This is a genomic window from Chryseobacterium sp. StRB126 (genome assembly GCF_000829375.1).
Classification (GTDB): domain Bacteria; phylum Bacteroidota; class Bacteroidia; order Flavobacteriales; family Weeksellaceae; genus Chryseobacterium.
The window spans coordinates 1,062,389-1,084,009 of record NZ_AP014624.1; the positions used below are offsets into that span (position 1 = coordinate 1,062,389).

Below are 21,621 nucleotides of genomic sequence, written 5' to 3' on the forward strand. Positions count from 1 at the left end.
TTGGATTGACTATTTTTTGAATAAGCTAAAGATGCTTTTATTATTTTCTTTGGCGTAATTATAGGCAGACAAGCCTTCAAAAGTCATTTCGTGAGGATCTGCTCCTTTTTCAAGCAATAATGTAATCATTTCAAGTTGATTGCCTTGAGTGGCTTCTAATAAAGGGATAAATTTTTTGTTTCCTTCGGGATCGGTAAATGTTTCAACTTTCGTTCCGGATTGTATCAATAGGTTCACCATATTTGCATTCTTGGAGTTGATAGCTGCTATAAGAAGAGAATATCCTTCATCATTGATCTGTGTATTCAGATCCGCTTTATGGTCTATAAGGAATTTTACCATTGCTTCATTTCCTGTATTGATGGCAATATACAAAGCTCCATAAGCATAGTATTCATCTTCTGCAGCATTGTTAATATCAGCCCCGTTTTTTAATAGTTTTCCGGCTTCTTCAATGTTTCCGGATTTTACAGCCAATCCAAGTTGATTATATTTTAAATGATCTTCCTGATCCTGAGAAGAAGTTTCAACAATTTGCTGAGGTTTTGCTGTAGTATCTTTTAGGGTTACTTTTTCAACTTCTGGCTGGGGGTCTTTTTTTTCTTTTTTGGAGTTACAACTCCCTAATGAAATTATGGCTAATACAGCTACTACATGTTTTATCATACACCAAAAGTATTTATTTTTCTTTTATTAAAGGCATTTCATTATTTCCCGGGTTAATAAAATAGATGGGATAGCCGGAAATTAAATAGATATTATCCGATTTTTCAATATAAATAATTCCCATTTCATCTTCTAATGAAGGGTTGAAAATCAGTTTTATTTTATCATCATTGAGCGTTTCTGCCTGTATATGAGAATAAGATTCTTGATCTCCATCTTCATTAATTTGGATTGAAATATCATTTAAGGAATTAATCGTAATGTCATAGCTCGTTTTAATCTGATCTCTGTTTGAGGCTTCAAAATGATAATGCCCATTCCAATGATTCGGAGGACTTATAGATTTTGTTGGGTTATTCTGAGATGGAGCTCCTGTATTTTCTGTGGGTTGAACAATTACTTGATGATTGTCTTTCTTACAGGAAAAAAGAGTTAAAAATGAGAATAAGATGATGAGGTTTTTCACTTTCTTCTTTTGATATTTTATCGCGCGATGCTATCCGCAACAATTATGTCTTCATCACCACGATAGGATGCTTCTTCTCTCGCGGCTTTGATATCATCATTGGTATACTGATAAAAATTCTCAAAGTTTTTGGTCTTGGAATCATAGAGTACAACCCGTTTATCATTTTTATTTTTGATGATTAAGCCATCCAGGGGAGAAGGTTCCAGTTCCATTTTATCCATGAAGATTTTGCTTCCCTGTGAAAATGAATTGATGATAGGAAGTTCCTGAGAATATTCTTTCCAGTACAGAACATTCCCATCGTGAGAAATAATATATAAGGCGCTGCTGGCATAATCTGATTTTTCAACTAAAAATGCCATATCCGGTTTTTTCTGAACACTACCTGTAAAATTTCCAAAAGCAAATGTGCTTTTTCCACGGGTCTCTATCTTCGACAGGAAATATTCTCCGGTTTCAGTATATTTATTATCCATGAAAATTTTAACGATAGCTCTTTTATAATCTTTTTCAATCTCGTCATAGGCATGAGTGGCAAAGATGGAAGGTGCCCAATATTTATAATCTTCATCAGAAGCCAGAAAAGTACCATATGCATAATCAACCGCTGTAGCAGAGTCATCAGCTAGAGTAATCTCATTTTCTCTATTCTTTTTCTCTTCAAAATATTTATATACAAACCCGCCTAATATTGCGATAATGACGATAACCGAAGTGATGATAATAATTCTTTTTTTCTTTTTGTTACTCGAGTTTTGAGGGGTGTTTGTGTTTTCTTTTATTTCTTCCATGTCTTGATAATTCTTTTTCTTGAGTATTAGTTGTATTCAGTTTTAAAAATAACAAAATTTCCCTTAGCGGAGAAGAAATAGAGAAGTACAAAAAAACCTTTCAGATTTCTGAAAGGTTTTTGATATTGTATGGATAACTTTTTACAGTCCGAACACTTTTGCAAACAGATCCGGGAAGATACCCAGAACGATAATTGCTACAATTACAAATACTGCAACAATATTGTAAGTAAGTGTTACTTTTTCTGATGATTTGAATGTTGATTCTTTAAAGAAGAACATTGCGATAATCAGTCTTAAATAGTAAGCGATAGATAGGGCAGAACCTAACACTGCTACTAATACCAAGAAAGCTGCTCCGTTCATTGCCTGAGAGAATAAAGCAAATTTCCCCATGAAACCAGCCGTTAGCGGAACTCCAGCCATTGAAAGCATGGAGATGGCTGCTGCTGTTGCCAATAAAGGTTCTGTTTTTGCCAATCCTTTGAACGCTCCGAAAGAAGTTTCTCTTTTTAATTTCTCTACCCAGATCAGACACATGAACACTCCTACTGTAGATAAAGCATAAGCGAATAAATAGAACGCTAAGTTATAAGTAGAAAGGCTTGTCATTCCGAAGAATACCAATCCAATGTATCCTGCATGAGATACTGAAGAGTACGCCAACATTCTTTTTGCATTTGTCTGTGCAAGACCCATTACGTTTGCCAACAATAAAGTGATGATTAAGAATACTCCTAAAACATTAATCCATTCGTGAGTCACTCCGGCAAATCCGATGGTCATCAATCTGAATAGAGCGAAGAATCCTGAGATTTTTACCACACTCGCCATGAATGCTGTAATTAATGAAGGTGATCCTGCATATACATCAGGACTCCACATGTGGAATGGTGCTAATGCTACTTTAAATGCCAATGCACAAAGGATAAGCAATACCCCTAAGATGAACATTACATTTGAAGCGTTTGCTACTCCAAAGTCATGGATTTTATATAAATCAAAGCTTCCAGCGCTTCCGTAGATGAATGCGATTCCAAAAAGTAAGAAACCTGTTGCGAATGCACCCATTAAGAAATATTTAATTGAAGCTTCGTTTGATCTCAGATCAGTTTTGTTGGCACCTGCCATTACATATAATGGAATAGAAAGGATTTCAACACCTAAGAACATGGTAACCAGGTTCTGGTATCCGAAAAGAACAATTCCTCCACATAATGCAAATAGCATCAATGCATATAATTCTGATTGGTGGCTTCTGTGATTGCTGAATGCAAAACCTCCCAAGAAGAATAACAATAAAGTTGTTACAATGGATAATTTGGTGAATAATGCAGTATTGGCACTGTATTCATACATATGCTTGTATTGATCGAAGAACGAACATTCAGGCATAAAGCTTACGTACAATGCGATGATTAAACCCAAAATCCCAATGTATCTTGCGAATTTTCCTTGTTCGAAAACTCCTGAAAATAACGCAATAACTGCCGTTAGGAAAACAATAATTAAAACACTCATAATATAGATTTGAGATGTGAGATTTTAATTGAAAGTATAAAGTTAAAAATTGAAAGTTTGAATAATATCCGAAAACCGGTTCTTAAAGTCTTTGTTCTTTTCTCTTTATTCTTTGTCTCTTTTAATCTCTTATTTTTTTAATTTTTAAATCTTTTAATTTTTTAGTTAGCCATCGCTGTGTAGATAAACTTCACTGAACTACTCACCATATCGATTACCGGTTGTGGGAAAATACCAAGTAAGATCACAAAAACCGCTATGCTAGCCAATACAGAGAATTCTACACCAGATAAATCTTTTGCTGTGCTTAGAACTTCTGCATTCCCTTCTCCGAACATTGCTTTTCCGTAGAATCTCAATAAATACACCGCACAAAGAATTACCGTAAGACCAGCAATTACTGCTGCTGTTCCGTTGAAATCATATACTGATTTTAGCAGGATAAATTCTCCGATGAATCCATTCGTCAATGGAACTCCCATTGAACCTAATATAATAATCAGGAACAACACCGCAAACTTAGGGGCTACTTTAGCTAAACCACCCATTTGTCTGATGTCTCTTGATTTAAATCTCTTGTATAAAATATCACAACAGTAGAATAACCCCACCACGTTGATACCGTGAGCGAAAGTTTGTACCAATGCTCCTTCAGCTCCTTCTACATTGAAAGTTCCTCTTAAAGTAACTACTGCAGAAGCGAAGATACCCGCTACCATCAATCCTACGTGAGAGAAAGATGAATAAGCAATAATTCTCTTCATATCTGTTTGGATGATGGCAATCAATGCTCCGTGAACAATTCCCACAATAGCAAGGATAATTACAATCTGTCCTGAAATTCCTGCAATCGGAAGTGGAGTGATTGGAAGTAAATAACGCAATACCCCATACACTGCCATTTTAAGCATGATACCGGATAACAACATTGATCCCTGAGTAGGAGAATAGGTATACGTATCAGGCTGCCATGTATGGAAAGGGAATACCGGTAATTTCACGGCAAAAGCAAAGAAGATGAACCAGAATACCACAGTCTGTTGTGTTTCATTCAGTTGTGCATTGTATAGATCTGTTAAAGCGAATGATGCAGAGTGGTTGTACACATAGATCAATCCGGCTAACATAAATAAAGATCCAACGAATGTATATACGAAGAACTTCGTAGTGAATTCAAACCTTTTATTCTCTTGTCCCCAAAGTCCGGCAATAAACCAAATTGGAATCAAAGTGACTTCCCAGAAAATGTAGAACAACAATCCATCTAAAGAAGTAAATACTCCTACAAGGCCGAATTGCATCAACAGAATCAATCCGTAGAATGTATTTCTGTAGTTTACACTTTCATTGAAAGAAGATAAAATGATGATTGGCGCTAAAATGTTCGTCAGCAATAAAAGAAGCATGCTCATCCCATCGATACCGAAGTGAAGAGAGCTCTTCATAAATTGTGACCACGGATAATTGATCTCGTGCTGCAATACGCTGTCTACTGTCGGAGTAAAATCAAAATCCGATAGTATATAGAACGTAAGAAGCATTTGAACCAATGCAATCCCTAGTGCCAAATATTTGCTGGAATTACTCTTCCACGCAAAAACTAATCCCGAACCTACTAGAGGTAATAGTAATAATGTTAATAATAAACAAGACATTATTATTGTAATAAAAAGTTAACAATTAATATAATTCCCACAGCTAAAGACATGATAAGAATATACGTCTCTACATTTCCGTTTTGAACACGCTTCATAGCTTTTCCGCTGTCTTCAGCACCATCACCTACAAAGTTTACAAAACGGTCTAAGATACCCTTATCAAACATCTTTCCTCCGCGTCCTAATCCTTCAACAGTTTTTACAATCAATGCGTTGTAAAGTTCGTCAACGTATAATTTCTTAGCAGAAAGCTTTTCCCATCCGGTATAGTTTTCTTCTGCCACAGCCATTTTTTTCTTTTTCACGTAGGTATTTCTAACGATAAACCATACAGAGAAGAACATAAGAACTGTAGCTGCTAATAAGATCATTTCAGTGTTGAAATCTACTCCTGAAAGAGTAGCTTCCATTTGGCTGTAGCTTTGTTCAGTAAGAACAGGCTTTAACCATTCCATCAATTTAGCATAGTGTCCGTGACCAATGAAGTGTGGCAAATTGATGAAACCTCCAACTACAGAAAGGATGGCCAATACGATCAATGGTAATGTCATATTAGATGGGCTTTCATGTAAGTGGTGTTTTTGCTCTTCAGTACCTCTGAACTCTCCGTGGAATGTCAGATAGTATAGTCTGAACATATATGTTGCAGTCATTGCCGCTAAAACAAATAAGATTACCCAATAGATTGGATTTTTAGCGAAAGCTGCTACTAAAATTTCGTCTTTAGAGATCATCCCTGATAATAAAGGGAAACCTGAGATGGCTAATGTTCCGATCAGGAATGTAGCATGGGTAAGAGGAATGTATTTTTTAAGACCTCCCATGAAACGCATATCTTGCTCGTTGCTCATAGCGTGGATTACAGAACCTGCCCCTAAGAATAGTAAAGCTTTAAAGAAAGCGTGCGTCATTACGTGGAACATAGCTGTTGTATAAGCTCCCAATCCTAAAGCGATGAACATAAATCCAAGCTGTGAAACGGTAGAGTATGCCAATACTTTTTTGATGTCGTTCTGACGTAGTGCATAGAATCCTGCTAAAGCTGCAGTTAAGAATCCGATTAATAAAATTCCTCCTTGTACCGTTGGTGCTAAAGTAAATAAGAAGTTTGATCTTACTACCAAGTAGATACCCGCTGTTACCATCGTTGCTGCGTGAATTAACGCAGAAACAGGAGTTGGTCCGGCCATTGCGTCCGGTAACCAAGTATATAATGGAACCTGAGCCGATTTACCGGTAGCACCGATGAATAAACTCGCTGTGATAAAGATAATCACTGTTCCGTCTAATTCAAATTTTGAAGCATTTTCAGCTACTGAAAGGTAATCTACAGCATTCGTCTGAGCAGCAATCATAAAGATACCGATCAATAATGCTAAGTCACCAATTCTGTTCATGATGAAAGCTTTTCTTGCAGCTTTACCGTATTCCTCATTGGTGTACCAGAATCCGATCAATAAGTAAGAACAAAGACCTACACCTTCCCATCCGATGAATAGGATAAGGTAGTTACTTCCCATCACTAAAAGTAACATTGAGAAGATGAAAAGATTCAGGTAAGTAAAAAACTTATAAAATCCTTTATCATGACTCATATATCCGATAGAGTATAAGTGGATCAGTGAACCGATACCCGTAATGATCATTACCATCATTAAAGACAGCTGATCGATCTGGAATCCAAAATTGATCTGAACCCCGTTTACTCTAAACCATTCAAAAGCTTTTACGATTACAGGCTGACTTTCAGAATTGAAATTCATGAAAAGACTTACAGCAATACAGAATGATCCGAAAACCATAGCTGTTGCTAAAGATCCAACCAATATTTTTGGAAGATTTTTTCCGAATAAACCGTTAATAAGAAACCCTAAAAGTGGTAAAAGTACTATTGCATATACTAAATTCTCCATTCTTATCCTCTTAATTTATTAAATATACTCACATCTACAGAACGGGTATTTCTATACAGCATAGCAATAATTGCCAGACCTACCGCTACTTCAGCAGCAGCAACCACCATAATGAAGAACACTAAAAGTTGTCCGTCTCCGTTACCTTTGTATGCTGAAAAAGCAGCCAATAAAAGGTTTACAGAATTAAGCATAAGCTCTACACAGCCCAGAATCACAATAGCATTTTTTCTAAGCAATACGCCCATCACTCCCAAGCAGAATAATACTGAACAAAGGATAATGAAGTAGTTCAAAGGGATGCTTTGTATAAATGTATTTACTTCTCCCATAATTTTATAAATCTTTTTTACCGATTAATACCGCGCCTACAATACCTGCTAAAATCAGGATGGAAGCAAGCTCAAACGGTAAAACATATTCATTAAACAAAAGTCTACCCAGGTTTTTAGTAAGACCAACCCCTCTGTCTACATTCTCAACAACAATTTGGTTTTGCTGAACTCCTCTGAATACTCCTAATACTCCTACTAAAAGAAGACCTGCAGTAAAAACTCCAATAAATTTTAAAGTATTACCCTTCTTACTTTCGTCTGCTTTATTAAGGTTAAGCATCATTAAGATGTAAAGGAAAAGTACCATGATGGCACCTGCGTACACTATAATCTGGATAATCGCTAGGAACTGAGCATTCAAAAGAATGTACATTCCGGCAATTGAAAACATCGTAACAATTAATGACAAAATAGCATATAAAGGGTTTCTTGCAAATACAAAGTAAACTGCACTCGCCACTGCTAAAAACGCCACCAAGAAAAATAAAAACTGATCCATTATTTTACCGCATTTTTTTGTTTCTCGGATTGTCTGGTCGTGATGTCAATCCTTTCATTTATTTTTTCAACTAATTTATCTTTTCCGTAAATGAAAGAACCTCTGTTGGTTTCTACGTCTACCAATCTGTCTGTAAGATAGATGGCAGATTTAGGACAAGCTTCTTCACACATACCGCAGAAAATACATCTTAGCATATTGATTTCATATACTGAAGCATATTTTTCTTCTCTGTAAAGTCCTTTTTCCTCTTTAGTTCTTTCAGCAGCAGTCATTGTAATGGCTTCTGCAGGACAAGCTACCGCACAAAGTCCGCAAGCAGTACATCTTTCTCTGCCTTCCTCGTCTCTTTTCAAAACGTGCTGACCTCTCCAGATGGTAGTTCTTGGCTTCTGTACTTCCGGATACGAATATACTGCGGGAGCACCTTTTATCACGGTTCTTACAGCATGCTTAAATGTAATCCCCATCCCTGTAAAAATAGCAGGTAGGTAGATTTTTTCAGCAAGGGTCATTTCTTTATTGGAAACAACTTTTGATCTGTTTGTAAGTTTCATTTAATTATAGATATTAGATGTTAGACACCAGATTTTAGACTAATCTTGTCTGCTATCTTAATTATTTAATATTGATGATTGAATATGATAGGCTAAAGATAAAACTTTGATTTCATTATCAAATTTTCAAATCAGCTCATTTTCAAATTTTCTTAGTTTGCAAATGCTAAAATTACAGCTCCTGTAATTAATAGGTTTACCAATGCCATCGGGATTAATGTTTTCCATCCTAAGTGCATTAACTGGTCATATCTGAATCTTGGAAGCGTCCATCTGATCCACATGAAGATCAGAATTCCGATTACAGTCTTCGTTAAGAATGCTACGATACTTAAGATTCCTGCAATGTTTTCTCCCCAGTTCTGAGTTACCCATTCAATACCAGGATAGTTGTAACCTCCAAAGAAAAGAACAACCATGAAAGCATTGGAAATAAACATGTTCACGTATTCCCCGAACATATATAAACCTAACTTCATGGAAGAGTATTCTGTAGAGTATCCTGTTACCAATTCAGATTCACACTCAGGTAAATCGAACGGGTGTCTGTTAGTTTCTGCTAAAGCGGCTACAAAGAATACAAGGAAAGCAATTGGCTGATAGAAAATATTCCAGTTCATCCCGGAAACCCAAGGAATAATTCCCCATAGTTTTCCGGTAGTCTGGCTTTCCGTGATTGCTTTTAAATCTAAGCTTCCAGACATCATAATGATAGAAAGAAGCGCTAGTCCCATTGCCAATTCATAAGAAATCATCTGAGAAGAAGCACGGATAGCACCTAATAATGAATATTTATTGTTCGAAGCCCAACCTCCGATCATAATTCCGTAAACCCCGATAGAAGCCATTCCGATGATGAAAAGTACACCAACGTCAATATTAGCTACCTGAAGATCAAAAGAAGTACCTGCAATATTTAAACTTTTACCCCAAGGAATAACGGCTCCTGTGATTAATGAAATAAACATTACTAAAGCCGGTCCCAATACGAAAAGGAATTTTTCTGCATTGGCAGGCGTAAAGTCTTCCTTGAAGAAGAATTTTCCACCGTCAGCAAGAGGTTGCAATAGTCCGAAAGGTCCAGCTCTGTTAGGACCAATTCTATCCTGCATGATAGAGGCAACTTTTCTTTCTGCCCAGGTAGAGTAGGCTGCAATCGTTAACGAAAGCAGGAAAAGTGCTAGTACAAGTATAAGTTTAAATGTAAGTAAATCCATTTTTGTTTTAAAGATTTTTAGATGTGAGATGTCAGATACTAGATATGAGGTTAAGTCTGATGTCTTGTGTCTGAAATCTAATTGTCTTTATTAAAATTATTTTTCGTCTTTTTCACTGATTTCCTTAGCCATAGGATTGTCTAAAACTCTTAGCTCATCTTTCGGCTTTTCGTAGTGGTTCAATGAAATTACAGAGTGTCTGTCGATATGTCTAGGACCTTCGATATTCCAGTCTGATAATGCTTTTCTTTCGAAACGGCATGTATCGCAGATGAATTCTTCAACTTCACCCCACTGGTCTTTTCTTGCAGTTACTCTTACGATTTCATCACCTTTCATCCAAACTACAGTTTTTCCTGAACACTTATCACATTTACAAGTAGCATTCATTGGTTTTGTAAACCATACTCTGCTTGCAAAACGAGAGGTTCTGTCTGTTAATGCTCCTACCGGACAAACGTCGATAACGTTTCCGATGAAGTCATTGTCTAAAGCTTTATTTAAATACGTAGAAATTTCAGCGTGATCTCCTCTGAAAAGAATACCATGTTCTCTTTCACCCGTCAATTGGTTGGCAGCTAATACACATCTAGCACAAAGAATACAACGGTTCATGTTCAACTTGATGTGTGGTCCAAGATCATCAGCTTCGTAAGTATTTCTTTCGAATTCTGTTCTTGTCTCAAGATTTCCATGTTCATATCCAAGATCCTGAAGGTGACATTCACCAGCCTGGTCACAAACCGGACAGTCCAGCGGGTGATTTACCAATAAGAACTCGGTAACCGCTTTTCTTCCTTCCTGAGCTTTCTCAGAAGTAAGGTTTTTAACTTCCATACCGTCCATTACATTCGTTCTGCAACTTGCTACCAATTTAGGCATAGGACGCGGATCTGCTTCAGATCCTTTAGAAACTTCTACAAGACAAGTTCTGCATCTTCCTCCACTGGTTTCTAATTTGCTGTAGTAGCACATAGCAGGAGGTACAGATTTACCACCAATTTGTCTTGCCGCCTCCAAAATAGAAGTACCAGGCAAAACTTCAGTAGTTTGTCCGTCTATAGTTATTGTGAATTTTTTAACTTCTTCGCTCATATTGTATGCTTTAAGCTTTATGCGTTAAGCAATAGGCTTTGTTATTTATATTTCTTAGTATTAAATGTATATCCAATTCCCCCCATAATCTGTCCGAAAACAAAATCCTGCTGGGCTTTGTCAGGTTTATTATTTAATGTGGTTTTAATATCCCACATATTGATATAACCTGCTTTTCCTTCTAATCTTACCATTACATGGTTCCAAAGTACTAAGTTAAGACTGGCTCTTACATCAGTTCCCATCCCTGCAACGTGGAAACGGTCACTTCTTTCATTTCCAAAAAGCTTTACATTACTTTTTGGGAACATAAATCCGATACCGGCTCCATAAGACCAAACTAAATCAACATTTTTCTTGTTGATAAGGCTTTGGTATTTTTCAAGACCTAAGTTTTCATAATTAAGTCCGTCTGTATGTTCAAAAGTAAGGAACTTCTCATCTGCCAGGTTTACCTGACCGTTTTGTACCATGGCTGCATATTCAGGATCTGAAATATGTCCTTTAAAGTTAACGGTTTGATCTTGATCCATCACATATTTCATGTGATCAATCCCTAAAACAAGTGCTAAATTATCTTTAATAAAATATCCTATTCTGAAATTATACTGCGTTACCGTAAACCAGCTTGGATCAAAATAAACAAGTCCAAATTTTGTAGGTCTATCCTGAGCAGTTACATTATTCAGTTGGAAATCATATCCATTTCCTTTAAAACGGATGTCAGAATTACTGAATGCCGCTCTGTTCCACCCGTAAAAAAAGAACATTTGTCCTTTTTTGCTTAAAGGCTCAGGTTTTTTAGAAACAGGAGCTTTAAACAGGTCTGCATTATTTTCTACTAGTAGAGAATCTTTTTTTTGTCCGAAAACAAAACTCGACATCATTAAGCCGACAACAAACAATCTTTTCATTTCAACTATGCATTCTTTTCAACAGCCGGAATAGGATCTGCATAATGTGCCAATCCATAATTTTGGGTCTGAGATAACTCAGGGTTTTTCACATGCCACTCAAATTCATCTCTGAAGTGACGAATCGCTGCTGCAACAGGCCAAGCCGCTGCATCTCCTAATGGACAGATCGTGTTTCCTTCGATTTTTCTCTGGATATCCCAAAGTAGATCGATATCTTCCATTTTTCCTTCTCCTTTCTCAATTTTCTTCAGTATTTTGTACATCCATCCTGTACCTTCACGGCAAGGTGTACATTGTCCACAACTTTCATGGTTGTAGAATCTTGCTAAAGTCATTGTGTGATCTACAATACACTGGTCTTCATCCAATACAATGAAGCCTCCTGAACCCATCATTGTTCCGGTAGCAAAACCACCATCAGCTAATGATTCGTAATTCATATATCTTGGTTCTCCGTTCACTGTTCTCAACAATAAGTTTGCTGGAACGATTGGAACAGAACTTCCTCCAGGAATACAAGCCTTTAATCTTTTTCCGTCTTTAATACCACCGCAATATTCATCAGAATAAATGAATTCTTCTACGGTGATGGTCATATCGATTTCGTATACACCCGGTTTGTTGATGTTTCCACAAGCAGAAATTAATTTCGTTCCTGTAGATCTACCTACACCAATTTTAGCATACTCAGCACCTGTAATATCAATGATTGGAACAATTGCTGCGATAGACTCAACGTTATTTACTACGGTTGGTCTCTCCCAAAGACCTTTTACGGCAGGGAATGGCGGTTTTAATCTTGGGTTACCTCTTTTTCCTTCAAGGGATTCAAGCAATGCAGTTTCTTCACCGCAGATGTATGCTCCACCACCTCTCTGTACATAGATTTCAAGATCGAAACCTGTTCCTAAAATATTTTTACCTAAAAATCCTGCTGCTTTAGCTTCTTCAATAGCTTCTTCAAGGATATCCGGAATCCATGAATATTCTCCACGGATGTAGATATAAGAAGTGTTTGAACCTAAACAGTAAGATGAAATTAGCATTCCTTCAATCAATAGGTGAGGAAGGAACTCCATCAAATATCTGTCCTTGAATGTCCCGGGCTCAGATTCATCCGCATTTACGACAAGGTGTCTTGGGACGCCTTCTGGTTTTGCCAAAAAGCTCCATTTCATCCCTGTTGGGAATCCAGCTCCACCACGTCCTCTTAATCCTGATGCTTTTACCTCTTCAAGAATTTCGTCAGGAGTCATCTTCAAGGCCTTTTCAGCTGCAGTGTAACCTCCCTGTTTACGGTATGTTTCAAAGTAGCGAATACCTTCTATATGTGCGTCTTTAAGTAAAAGTTTTTTACTCATTGTTATTTGCTTATTGCAATCAGCTTTTGGCTTCCTGCATTAATTAGTATTAAACGTTAAGTGAATAATTTAAAATCTAAAATGTAGAATTTAAAATTTCTATTAGTCTAAAGCAACCTGCCCCTGTCTGCAAAGCTCAAGGATTTCGTCTACTTTTTCTATCGTTAAATTTTCATGAAAGAACTTTCCAAGCTGTAACATGGGTGCATATCCGCATGCTCCAAGACATTCAGCAGGTTTTAAGGTGAACATACCGTCTTCAGTAGTTTCTCCGTCCTTAATGTTCAGTTTCGTTCTGATATGGTCAAGGATTTTTTCGCTTCCACAAACCATACAAGGTCCTGTTCTGCAAACCTCCAACACATATTTACCTACCGGCTTCATGTTGAACATGGTATAGAAAGTAGCCACTTCATATACTTCGATCGGTTTGATACTTAATAGTCCGGCAACATAATCCATCACAGGAACATCTAACCATCCTCCGAATTCTTTCTGTGCCAAGTGAAGTACAGGAAGAAGAGCAGATTTTTGTCTTCCTTCAGGATATCTTGCGATAATTTTGTGTACCTGTGCTAAACTTTCCGGTTTAAAAGCTATTGTTTCGCTCATTTTTGAAATTTTAGATTTTAGATTTTAAATTCTAAATGAATAACGGTCTAAAATCAATTTATAATTTATAATTCAAAATTTATAATCCCAGTTATGCGTCTAATTCTCCCGCAATAATATTCATACTACACATCGTTACAATGGCATCTGAAATAACAGAACCTGTAATCATTTCAGGGTATGCCTGATAGTAGATGAAACATGGTCTTCTGAAGTGAAGTCTGTAAGGGCTTCTTCCTCCGTCACTCACAAGATAGAAACCTAATTCTCCGTTTCCTCCTTCTACCGCATGGTAAACTTCTCCCTTCGGTACATCAGTTTCTCCCATTACAATTTTGAAGTGATAGATCAGCGCTTCCATTTTCTGATATACATCTGCCTTTTCAGGAAGATAGAAATCAGGAACATCCGCGTGGAATGGTCCTTCCGGAAGGTTTTCGTAAGCCTGTTTAATAATTTTAATTGATTCCCAGATTTCTTGTTGACGAACCATGAAACGGTCGTAAGTATCTCCTGAAGTCCCAACAGGAATAATGAAGTCGAAATCTTCGTATGAAGAATAAGGCTGTGCAACTCTCACATCGTAATCTACACCTGCTGCACGTAAGTTTGGACCAGTGAAACCGTAGCTTAATGCTCTTTCGGCAGAAATAGCTCCTGTACCGATGGTTCTGTCCATGAAAATTCTGTTTCTTTCCAATAGTGTACAGAATTCTTTGAATCTTGGTGGGAAAGTCTTTAAGAAGTCTTTCAATAACTCATGGAACTTAGTAGTGAAATCTCTTTCAAATCCTCCGATTCTTCCCATGTTAGTAGTCATCCTTGCCCCACAGATCTGCTCATACATATCATAAATACGTTCTCTTTCGATAAACATATAAGTAAGACCTGTAATCGCTCCTGAGTCCATTCCGGTTACCCCGTTACAGATCAGATGGTCACCGATTCTTGCCAGTTCCATTAAGATAACACGCATATAGTCTACACGTTTTGGAACTTCAATGCCAATCAGCTTCTCTACTGTCATGTGCCAACCTAAATTGTTGATAGGGGCAGAACAATAATTCATACGGTCGGTAAGGGTAGTGATCTGAGAATAGTTTCTTCTTTCGGAAATTTTCTCAAATGCTCTGTGGATATATCCTACCGTTTGCTCAGCATGAAGGATTCTTTCTCCGTCCATCGTTAAGATATTCTGGAAAATCCCGTGAGTGGCAGGGTGGGTAGGTCCTAAATTGAGGGTGTATAATTGTCCATCAATCTGTTCCTTACTTTCGTATTGGTTTAGTATATTAGATAATGAGTTATCTTTCATAATATATTTAGATTTGAGATTTGAAATTTGAATTGTTAACTTCAAATCTCAAATATCCAATTTCAAATTTATTTATCTTCCGAACATATTATCATCCTTGTCGGTTCTTGTACCGTCTTCAAGGCGATATTCTTTCAACATTGGGTGGTATCCAAGATCTTCCATATTCAAAATAGGTCTAAGATCCGGGTGTCCTTTAAATTTAATCCCATAGAAATCATACGTTTCTCTTTCCATCCAGTTGGCTCCTGCATATAGCTCAACAAGTGAGTCTACTTCAATGTTTTCTCTGGACATAAAGATCTTCAGACGTAATCTGAAGTTGGCCATCATATTATGTAAATGGTATACAACACCAATTTCCTTTTCAGGGAATTCAGGATAATGAATACCACAGATATCTGTAAGGAAGTTAAATTCCAATGATGAATCTTTAAGATAGTGAATGATTTTCTTGATATCTTCTTTCTTTACTTCAATGGTCAACATTCCATAAGGCTCTGAACTTGAAATAACAGATTCCGGAAATTCTCTGGTGATTGCTTCTAATACAAATTCGTTTGTCATTTCCGTTTAGTTGCTTATGTTGTAAGAATCTAATAATTTCTGATATTCAGGCATGTCTCTTCTTCTGATGCTTTCGCTTTCTGCAAGAGCTTGTACCTGCATTACTCCTTCAATAATCTGTTCAGGTCTTGGAGGACATCCAGGAACATAAACATCTACCGGAATAATTTTATCAATTCCCTGAAGTACGGAATAGCTATCAAAAATACCTCCGCTGGAGGCACAGGCCCCAACAGCTACTACCCATTTCGGCTCCGCCATCTGAGTATATACTTCTTTTAGGACTGGTCCTAATTTCTTTGATATAGTTCCGCAAACCATCAGCATATCTGCTTGTCTTGGAGAGAAAGAGTTTCTTTCCATACCAAATCTTGAAGCATCGTAAGTAGGGTTCAGGGTAGCCATAAACTCAATACCACAACAAGAGGTTGCAAACGGTAATGGCCAAAGTGAAAACTTTCTTGCCATCCCGATTACACTGCTCAGTTTTGTTGCGAAAAACCCTTCTCCTTCATAACCTTCGGGAGCAGGTGCATCTGTTTTTATTACTGGTTTTTTATCTGACATCTTGTAGATGATTTTAGATTTTAAATTTTAGATTTTAAATTAATACGATTGGTTTAATTTAAAATCACCATCTAAAATTTTTAATTTAAAATTTATAATTGCTCTATTTATCCCAATCTAGTGCACCACGCTTCCAAACATAGAAAAACGCCACGAAGAAGATCGCAACGAACGTAAGCACAGCCAGGAATCCTTCCATACCGAATTCTCTGAAGTTTACCGCATAAGGATAAAAGAATACGATTTCAATATCGAATAGTACGAACAATACCGCAGTCAGGAAGTACTTGATAGAAAACGGTGTTCTTGCGTTTCCTTCACTAGGAACCCCACATTCCCAACTCTGGTTTTTTACAGAATCTCCTTTTTTCTGCTTTGGACCTAAGAAATGTGCCCCAAGCAATGAAACAGCGACAAATCCTACTGCTACACCTGCCTGGATAAGGATTGGAATATAACTTTCAGGTAAATTCATTTTTGCATTATTATCTCAATTTGCAAATTTAACGAATAAACAAGAAAGCATGAAATTTATCAGCTTAAAAGTAGGGTGAAAATAGAGAAAAGTTACAATTTAGAATCAATAAAAATAACAAATTATTTCTTCATTTTTTTAAGAAGAGAGTAGGCCATGAATGCAATATATCCAAAAAGAAGACTTGCAAAAACAATGTTAATCACTGTATTTGTTCGGTTGTCCTGCGATTGGAAAAAGAAATTGTAAGCAATAAATCCAGCAATTAAAACAGCGAAAATGATAAGTTGTGGCTTCATGGGGTGAAAATATTTGAGGGAGAATTTTAGAGTGGATGAGTGAGATTGTACCCACTCGTTATTTATCATTTATCACAAGTGAGTATGTTCTTCTTCTCTTATGATTCACAGGATTGTAGTCCTGCCATAAAAGCTGTACACTTTTGTTTTCTTCAAGTTCAGGGTTGGTTTCAGCAAAATTAATTCCCATACTTGTAAATCGGACAAAGATTTCCTTGAAAATGATAGCGGTTACTCCACGTCTCTGATATTCAGGATGAATTCCGATAAGATAAAAATTAGCACGGTCATTTTTCTTGGCAGCCTGTAAAAAATGCCACCATCCAAAAGGAAATAGTTTGCCTTTTGACTTCTGTAAAGCCTTTGAGTAGGACGGCATGGTAATGGCAAAAGAAACCAGTTGCTGGTTTTCGTCTACCACGCAGATAACATAGTTCTTATCGATAAGAGGGAAGTATTTTTCTTTGTAGGTTTTGATCTGTTCGTCCGAAATTGGGGTGTAAGTGGAAAGATGTTTATACGTTTCATCCAATAGTTTAAACATAGGTTCTACATAAGGAAGAATTTCTTCTTTTGATTTGAATTTAAGAACACTAAGTTTATATTTTTGAGCAATCAATCCGCTGAATTTCTCTACTTTTTCAGGCAGTACTTTTGGAAAATTCATTTCATATTCTACCCATTCTTTTTCTTTTATTAATCCAAGGCTTTCAAGATGTTCCGGATAATAGGCATGATTATAAATTCCAATCATAGTAGCCAGTTTATCAAATCCCATCGTCAACATACCTGCTTTGTCCAGATTGGTGAAGCCCATTGGGCCTTCGATCATATCAATATTATGTTCCTTGGCGTAATCAATTGCAGTTTGGATTAAAGCTTTGGAAACTTCCGGATCATTAATGAAGTCTATCCAGCCAAATCGTACTTTTTTGATGCCTAATTCTTTTTCTTCTTTATGGTTAATAATTACAGCAATTCTTCCTGTTATTTTGTTGTCTTTTATGGCTAGAAATTGTTTGGATTCGGAATATTGTAATGCAGGATTTTCTTTTGCGTCCCAAATTTTCATTTCATCTTTAATAAAGGATGGAACATAGTATGGATTATTCTTATATAAATCCATCGGAAATTTTACGAATTGCTTGAGATGATCTGCTGTTTTTACTTCAATAATTGAAACCTTAGACATAACTTTTGATGGTAATTTAGGGACAAATATAAATAATAATATCGTATACTTTGGCACAGTTTTTATATCATTATGGTTAAAAATTGAACACAAAATCTAAATAAAATGATGGGTTATTATATCATTATTGGTATTTCAATGCTGGTGAGCTGGTGGGTTTCATCCAGGTTGAAATCAAAATTTGAATATTATTCCAACGTACATCTTCGAAATGGTCTTTCGGGAAAAGAAGTAGCGGAAAAAATGTTGAGAGATAACGGGATTAATGATGTTCAGGTAATATCAGTTCCCGGACAGCTAACGGACCACTATAATCCGGCAGATAAAACAGTGAATCTTTCCGAAAGTGTTTACATGCAGAGGAATGCTGCTGCTGCTGCTGTAGCAGCTCACGAATGCGGACATGCCGTACAACACGCAGTAGGATACTCAATGCTGAACTTACGTTCAAAGCTGGTTCCTGTTGTTAATATAAGTTCCAATCTGATGCAATTTGTTCTCATTGCAGGTATTGCGATAATGGCAGCTACCAGAACAATAGAGAATCCTAACGGAAATACAGCGATTCTGGCCATTGGGGTAGCAATGTTTGCAGTTACCACTTTGTTTGCTTTTGTAACATTGCCGGTAGAATATGACGCAAGTAACAGAGCAATGAAATGGCTTAAAGATACGGGTACTGTAACTGCTGAAGAATTTGTAGGAGTTCAGGATAGTTTAAAGTGGGCAGCAAGAACTTATGTTGTGGCAGCTTTAGGATCTTTAGCTCAGCTTCTTTACTGGGGGTCTTTACTTCTCGGTGGAAGAAGAGATTAATCATTAAATTCAAATGAAACATATTGCATCTCAGATAATTTTTCTGAGATGCTTTCTTTTTGTGCCAGTTTTAATGAGGCGGTAAGGATGCAGTTTTCATTCGCATCAAAATTAACAACCTTGGCATCAAACTTTGAAAGCAGGGTAAAGATGGTGTTTTGTTGATTGAAGTTGAATTGGATTTCAATTTCAGTTTCCAGTTCTCTAGTAATGATACTGGCTTCTTCTAATGTAATCTTTGCAGATTCTTTATAGGCTTTTACTAAACCTGAAACGCCTAGTTTGGTTCCACCATAATAACGAACTGAAATAACAAGAACATTGGTTATTTCGTTTGCTAAGAGTTGATTGTAAATGGGAAGTCCTGCACTTCCAGAAGGTTCACCATCATCATTAGCACGGTAATTTTCCCCATTCAATCCCATTCTGAAAGCATAGCAGTGGTGTGTTGCTTTTGGATGTTCTTCCCTGATTTTTTCCAATGCAGCTTTTAATTCCTTTTCATTGGTAACCGGAAAGGCAAATCCGATAAATTTGCTTCCTTTTTCTTTTAATAAGGTGTTTTCTATGGGTTTATCAATGGTTTTGTATTCAAACGTCATTTGTATTCCGGCTTTATTTATGCAAAAGTATTAAATGCTTTATAAACTTGCACCTTTATTGGTAAAGAAGCTGTCGGAATTCCGACAGCTTCTTCATTATTTTTATTTTTTTATTATTTTTTGGGTAAACCATTTTCCATTGGATTCAAATTTGACAAAGTAAACTCCTTGTGGCAAATGTGATATATTGATGCCGTTATTTTCTTTATTAAATTGAACTGTTTTTCCATTTGTATCATAAACCTGAACTTTATCTAAAGTCACTGGTGTTTTAAAGAAAACTGATGATGTAGTAGGGTTGGGATATAATAACAGTTGTGAGTCATTTTTGTTTACAATATCATTTTCATGGGTTGCTAAGGCTGTATTCGAAAAATCAACGATATAGATATCTGAATAATTTCCTACAACTATAACTTTGTTATTAAAATATTTATAAGCATTAATACTTACAAGATCTAAATCTTCATTGCTTGCAGCAGAAACAACAAGTTGTGAGGTAGCACCTCCGTCTGTAGTTCTGTAGAGAGCGTTATTAGAGCCATAATAATAGCCTAGATTTTCATTGACAAAATAATATTTAGAAGAAACAGAATTTGTAGTTTCTACCCATGTTGCTCCTGAATTATTACTCATATATGCTTTTCCATAATTGGCTGTTATAGAAATTTTAGAAGCACTAATTACATTGACAGAATTTAGATAACCTGTTGCTTCGAAAATAGAATTCCAGGTAATTCCCCCGTCCGTAGTTTTATACAGTTTTTGGGAGCCGCCTGCATAGCCAATCATATCGTTATAGAACTGAATGGATTCTATTTTTCCCATTTCGGTAAATTGGGAAGCGGTTGAGGGGGGTGATATGAAGTGTATTCCATTTGGAGGGCTTATATAAGGTGATGCAGTACCTAATAAGACATCTCCATTATCTTTAATCCAGAATGCAGAAGGATATATTGCTGGATTGGTTGAACTGGAACTATTCCATGTTTGACCAAAATTTGATGTTAAAGAATAATTTCCATTCCCAACAAGAATACCTTTTCCGTTTTCTTTTAATTGTACCCCTTTAAAAGCATTCAATGTAAATGTTGCTGCTTGATTAATCCAAGTGTGCCCACCGTCAGTTGTACGGTAAACAACACTGTATAATCCGGTAGATCCGCTTCCTACGATAGTTCCCTGGTTGTCATTTGCAAAAGAAATGCTTTTTAACTCGGAAGGATAAACCCCAGGAACTAATAAGCTCCAGTTGGTTGTATCAGTAGATTTGTAAATGTTTGATTTACCTCCAACGATCATATTACCATTGATAATGCCAATGGAATTAAGGTCGAAGTAAGGATAAGTATTAATTAATCTTTGATTCGTCCAGTTTTGTCCCATATCTGGAGACTTATACAGTCTATTGTCATCGCCAACAATATAAAGCTGGTTGGAGTACAATTTTATATCATTTAAATTATAAGTTGCTGAAATACTTACAGGAGACCAGTTTGCACCTTGATCATTTGTTTTAAAGAGTTTACCGTTATTTCCTACAATAAATGCATCTGTACTGTTAATAAAAAGAATTTTATTGATGCTGGTTGTACTTAAACTTGTAGCAGTCCAGTTTGCTCCCTGGTTTATTGTTTTATAGACTTTTCCATTAGTGGCGCACACAAACCCGATATTCTCGTCTATAAAAAAGATATCATTAATATTACTTTGTTCCGGTAATGAAACAAAAGAGAATGAATCTCCTGAATTTAATGTTTTGTATATAACACCTGAATTCCCACCAAGAAAACCTACAGATTCATTTACAAAATAAAAACTTCTTAAAAAAGCAGCATTGGCTGATTTGTAAACAGAAGTCTTAAATCCATTTGTAGTTTTATAAATTCCAGTTTGTGTTAAAACAAATCCAAGATTATTATTGAGCATTTGAATATCTCTGTATATTTCATTTCTGAAGAGCTTTTTCCAGGTTTTCCCTCCATCCTTTGAAGATGCTACGATTCCATATTCAGACTGATCAAGCATGTATAATGTTTGATCGGGTGTAACCTCCAGATTAGTGATGGTGGAAAAAGATTTTACAGGGGTTAAAAATTTCCATTCTTGGGCTTTGATGAAAGAGACTAAGCTCAAGAAAAGAATAGAAAAGTATTTGTACATTATTATTAATTTTT

The 21,621-nt window shown here is 36.4% G+C and carries 23 protein-coding genes; 1 reads left to right on the forward strand and 22 read right to left on the reverse strand.

Features of this window, described 5'->3' with window-relative positions:
• Window positions 1-9: 9 nt before the first annotated feature.
• The 20 genes from CHSO_RS04600 to CHSO_RS04690 form a co-directional block, all read right to left on the reverse strand.
• Entirely contained in the window at window positions 10-666 is a 657-nt protein-coding gene (locus CHSO_RS04600; RefSeq protein WP_045492855.1) for an ankyrin repeat domain-containing protein, read from the reverse strand.
• 13 nt (window positions 667-679) lie between these two features.
• Window positions 680-1,132 (reverse strand): hypothetical protein, encoded by a 453-nt coding sequence (locus CHSO_RS04605; protein ID WP_045492858.1) that lies wholly within the window; start codon window positions 1,130-1,132, stop codon window positions 680-682.
• Window positions 1,133-1,149: 17 nt separating this feature from the next.
• Window positions 1,150-1,926 (reverse strand): hypothetical protein, encoded by a 777-nt coding sequence (locus CHSO_RS04610; protein ID WP_052480484.1) that lies wholly within the window; start codon window positions 1,924-1,926, stop codon window positions 1,150-1,152.
• Window positions 1,927-2,067: 141 nt separating this feature from the next.
• Complete coding sequence (locus tag CHSO_RS04615; RefSeq protein WP_045492861.1) at window positions 2,068-3,447, reverse strand: NADH-quinone oxidoreductase subunit N; 1,380 nt, start codon at window positions 3,445-3,447, stop codon at window positions 2,068-2,070.
• A gap of 161 nt (window positions 3,448-3,608) precedes the next feature.
• Window positions 3,609-5,102, reverse strand: a complete 1,494-nt coding sequence (locus CHSO_RS04620; protein ID WP_045492864.1) for a NuoM family protein — start codon at window positions 5,100-5,102, stop codon at window positions 3,609-3,611.
• 2 nt (window positions 5,103-5,104) lie between these two features.
• Window positions 5,105-7,018: an NADH-quinone oxidoreductase subunit L gene (gene nuoL, locus CHSO_RS04625; protein WP_045492866.1), complete on the reverse strand. Its 1,914-nt coding sequence runs from the start codon at window positions 7,016-7,018 to the stop codon at window positions 5,105-5,107.
• A 2-nt stretch (window positions 7,019-7,020) separates the two neighbouring features.
• Window positions 7,021-7,350 carry an NADH-quinone oxidoreductase subunit NuoK gene (gene nuoK / locus CHSO_RS04630; protein ID WP_045492868.1) on the reverse strand — a complete coding sequence of 110 codons (330 nt, stop codon included), beginning with the start codon at window positions 7,348-7,350 and terminating at the stop codon, window positions 7,021-7,023.
• A 4-nt stretch (window positions 7,351-7,354) separates the two neighbouring features.
• The gene (locus CHSO_RS04635) at window positions 7,355-7,852 is read right to left on the reverse strand and encodes an NADH-quinone oxidoreductase subunit J (protein ID WP_045492870.1); all 498 of its coding nucleotides are present in this window, start codon (window positions 7,850-7,852) and stop codon (window positions 7,355-7,357) included.
• Window positions 7,852-8,409 carry a NuoI/complex I 23 kDa subunit family protein gene (locus tag CHSO_RS04640; protein ID WP_040996950.1) on the reverse strand — a complete coding sequence of 186 codons (558 nt, stop codon included), beginning with the start codon at window positions 8,407-8,409 and terminating at the stop codon, window positions 7,852-7,854. The genes CHSO_RS04635 and CHSO_RS04640 overlap by 1 nt, the downstream gene beginning before the upstream one ends.
• Before the next feature lie 152 nt (window positions 8,410-8,561).
• Window positions 8,562-9,626, reverse strand: a complete 1,065-nt coding sequence (nuoH, locus tag CHSO_RS04645) for an NADH-quinone oxidoreductase subunit NuoH (RefSeq protein ID WP_045492875.1) — start codon at window positions 9,624-9,626, stop codon at window positions 8,562-8,564.
• 96 nt (window positions 9,627-9,722) lie between these two features.
• Complete coding sequence (locus CHSO_RS04650) at window positions 9,723-10,721, reverse strand: 2Fe-2S iron-sulfur cluster-binding protein (protein WP_045492878.1); 999 nt, start codon at window positions 10,719-10,721, stop codon at window positions 9,723-9,725.
• A gap of 41 nt (window positions 10,722-10,762) precedes the next feature.
• Window positions 10,763-11,635 (reverse strand): hypothetical protein, encoded by an 873-nt coding sequence (locus tag CHSO_RS04655; RefSeq protein ID WP_052480485.1) that lies wholly within the window; start codon window positions 11,633-11,635, stop codon window positions 10,763-10,765.
• A 5-nt stretch (window positions 11,636-11,640) separates the two neighbouring features.
• Window positions 11,641-12,999, reverse strand: a complete 1,359-nt coding sequence (gene nuoF, locus CHSO_RS04660; RefSeq protein ID WP_045492881.1) for an NADH-quinone oxidoreductase subunit NuoF — start codon at window positions 12,997-12,999, stop codon at window positions 11,641-11,643.
• Window positions 13,000-13,101: 102 nt separating this feature from the next.
• Window positions 13,102-13,611, reverse strand: coding sequence for a complex I 24 kDa subunit family protein (gene nuoE / locus CHSO_RS04665; RefSeq protein ID WP_045492885.1), 510 nt, complete (start codon window positions 13,609-13,611; stop codon window positions 13,102-13,104).
• A gap of 91 nt (window positions 13,612-13,702) precedes the next feature.
• Window positions 13,703-14,926 (reverse strand): NADH dehydrogenase (quinone) subunit D, encoded by a 1,224-nt coding sequence (nuoD, locus tag CHSO_RS04670; protein ID WP_045492888.1) that lies wholly within the window; start codon window positions 14,924-14,926, stop codon window positions 13,703-13,705.
• A 72-nt stretch (window positions 14,927-14,998) separates the two neighbouring features.
• Entirely contained in the window at window positions 14,999-15,493 is a 495-nt protein-coding gene (locus tag CHSO_RS04675; RefSeq protein WP_045492891.1) for an NADH-quinone oxidoreductase subunit C, read from the reverse strand.
• Between the two features lie 6 nt (window positions 15,494-15,499).
• A complete protein-coding gene (locus CHSO_RS04680) occupies window positions 15,500-16,060 on the reverse strand; it encodes an NADH-quinone oxidoreductase subunit B (protein WP_045492893.1) in 561 nt (186 codons plus the stop codon).
• Between the two features lie 103 nt (window positions 16,061-16,163).
• Window positions 16,164-16,535, reverse strand: coding sequence for an NADH-quinone oxidoreductase subunit A (locus tag CHSO_RS04685; RefSeq protein WP_045492896.1), 372 nt, complete (start codon window positions 16,533-16,535; stop codon window positions 16,164-16,166).
• Window positions 16,536-16,657: 122 nt separating this feature from the next.
• On the reverse strand, window positions 16,658-16,834 hold the full coding sequence (locus tag CHSO_RS25850) for a hypothetical protein (RefSeq protein WP_171817600.1): 177 nt from the start codon (window positions 16,832-16,834) through the stop codon (window positions 16,658-16,660).
• A 58-nt stretch (window positions 16,835-16,892) separates the two neighbouring features.
• Window positions 16,893-18,026 carry a hypothetical protein gene (locus CHSO_RS04690; RefSeq protein WP_045492899.1) on the reverse strand — a complete coding sequence of 378 codons (1,134 nt, stop codon included), beginning with the start codon at window positions 18,024-18,026 and terminating at the stop codon, window positions 16,893-16,895.
• A 105-nt stretch (window positions 18,027-18,131) separates the two neighbouring features.
• Between CHSO_RS04690 and CHSO_RS04695 the strand changes: the two genes are divergently transcribed.
• The gene (locus tag CHSO_RS04695) at window positions 18,132-18,842 is read left to right on the forward strand and encodes a zinc metallopeptidase (protein WP_171817601.1); all 711 of its coding nucleotides are present in this window, start codon (window positions 18,132-18,134) and stop codon (window positions 18,840-18,842) included.
• On the opposite strand, the gene CHSO_RS04700 is transcribed toward CHSO_RS04695, so the two are convergent.
• Together CHSO_RS04700 and CHSO_RS04705 are read right to left on the reverse strand one after the other, a co-directional pair.
• Window positions 18,839-19,444, reverse strand: a complete 606-nt coding sequence (locus tag CHSO_RS04700; protein WP_045492902.1) for an IMPACT family protein — start codon at window positions 19,442-19,444, stop codon at window positions 18,839-18,841. The genes CHSO_RS04695 and CHSO_RS04700 overlap by 4 nt on opposite strands.
• A 102-nt stretch (window positions 19,445-19,546) precedes the next feature.
• Window positions 19,547-21,607 (reverse strand): YCF48-related protein, encoded by a 2,061-nt coding sequence (locus CHSO_RS04705; protein ID WP_045492905.1) that lies wholly within the window; start codon window positions 21,605-21,607, stop codon window positions 19,547-19,549.
• Window positions 21,608-21,621 lie beyond the last annotated feature (14 nt).

Coding starts and splice junctions, on each gene's coding strand:
- CHSO_RS04600 (WP_045492855.1), bottom strand. CDS start 666: ATGATAAAACATGTAGTAGCTGTATTAGCCATAATTTCATTAGGGAGT.
- CHSO_RS04610 (WP_052480484.1), bottom strand. CDS start 1,926: ATGGAAGAAATAAAAGAAAACACAAACACCCCTCAAAACTCGAGTAAC.
- CHSO_RS04615 (WP_045492861.1), bottom strand. CDS start 3,447: ATGAGTGTTTTAATTATTGTTTTCCTAACGGCAGTTATTGCGTTATTT.
- CHSO_RS04620 (WP_045492864.1), bottom strand. CDS start 5,102: ATGTCTTGTTTATTATTAACATTATTACTATTACCTCTAGTAGGTTCG.
- nuoL (WP_045492866.1), bottom strand. CDS start 7,018: ATGGAGAATTTAGTATATGCAATAGTACTTTTACCACTTTTAGGGTTT.
- nuoK (WP_045492868.1), bottom strand. CDS start 7,350: ATGGGAGAAGTAAATACATTTATACAAAGCATCCCTTTGAACTACTTC.
- CHSO_RS04635 (WP_045492870.1), bottom strand. CDS start 7,852: ATGGATCAGTTTTTATTTTTCTTGGTGGCGTTTTTAGCAGTGGCGAGT.
- CHSO_RS04640 (WP_040996950.1), bottom strand. CDS start 8,409: ATGAAACTTACAAACAGATCAAAAGTTGTTTCCAATAAAGAAATGACC.
- nuoH (WP_045492875.1), bottom strand. CDS start 9,626: ATGGATTTACTTACATTTAAACTTATACTTGTACTAGCACTTTTCCTG.
- CHSO_RS04650 (WP_045492878.1), bottom strand. CDS start 10,721: ATGAGCGAAGAAGTTAAAAAATTCACAATAACTATAGACGGACAAACT.
- CHSO_RS04655 (WP_052480485.1), bottom strand. CDS start 11,635: ATGAAAAGATTGTTTGTTGTCGGCTTAATGATGTCGAGTTTTGTTTTC.
- nuoF (WP_045492881.1), bottom strand. CDS start 12,999: ATGAGTAAAAAACTTTTACTTAAAGACGCACATATAGAAGGTATTCGC.
- nuoE (WP_045492885.1), bottom strand. CDS start 13,611: ATGAGCGAAACAATAGCTTTTAAACCGGAAAGTTTAGCACAGGTACAC.
- nuoD (WP_045492888.1), bottom strand. CDS start 14,926: ATGAAAGATAACTCATTATCTAATATACTAAACCAATACGAAAGTAAG.
- CHSO_RS04675 (WP_045492891.1), bottom strand. CDS start 15,493: ATGACAAACGAATTTGTATTAGAAGCAATCACCAGAGAATTTCCGGAA.
- CHSO_RS04680 (WP_045492893.1), bottom strand. CDS start 16,060: ATGTCAGATAAAAAACCAGTAATAAAAACAGATGCACCTGCTCCCGAA.
- CHSO_RS04685 (WP_045492896.1), bottom strand. CDS start 16,535: ATGAATTTACCTGAAAGTTATATTCCAATCCTTATCCAGGCAGGTGTA.
- CHSO_RS25850 (WP_171817600.1), bottom strand. CDS start 16,834: ATGAAGCCACAACTTATCATTTTCGCTGTTTTAATTGCTGGATTTATT.
- CHSO_RS04690 (WP_045492899.1), bottom strand. CDS start 18,026: ATGTCTAAGGTTTCAATTATTGAAGTAAAAACAGCAGATCATCTCAAG.
- CHSO_RS04695 (WP_171817601.1), top strand. CDS start 18,132: ATGATGGGTTATTATATCATTATTGGTATTTCAATGCTGGTGAGCTGG.
- CHSO_RS04700 (WP_045492902.1), bottom strand. CDS start 19,444: ATGACGTTTGAATACAAAACCATTGATAAACCCATAGAAAACACCTTA.
- CHSO_RS04705 (WP_045492905.1), bottom strand. CDS start 21,607: ATGTACAAATACTTTTCTATTCTTTTCTTGAGCTTAGTCTCTTTCATC.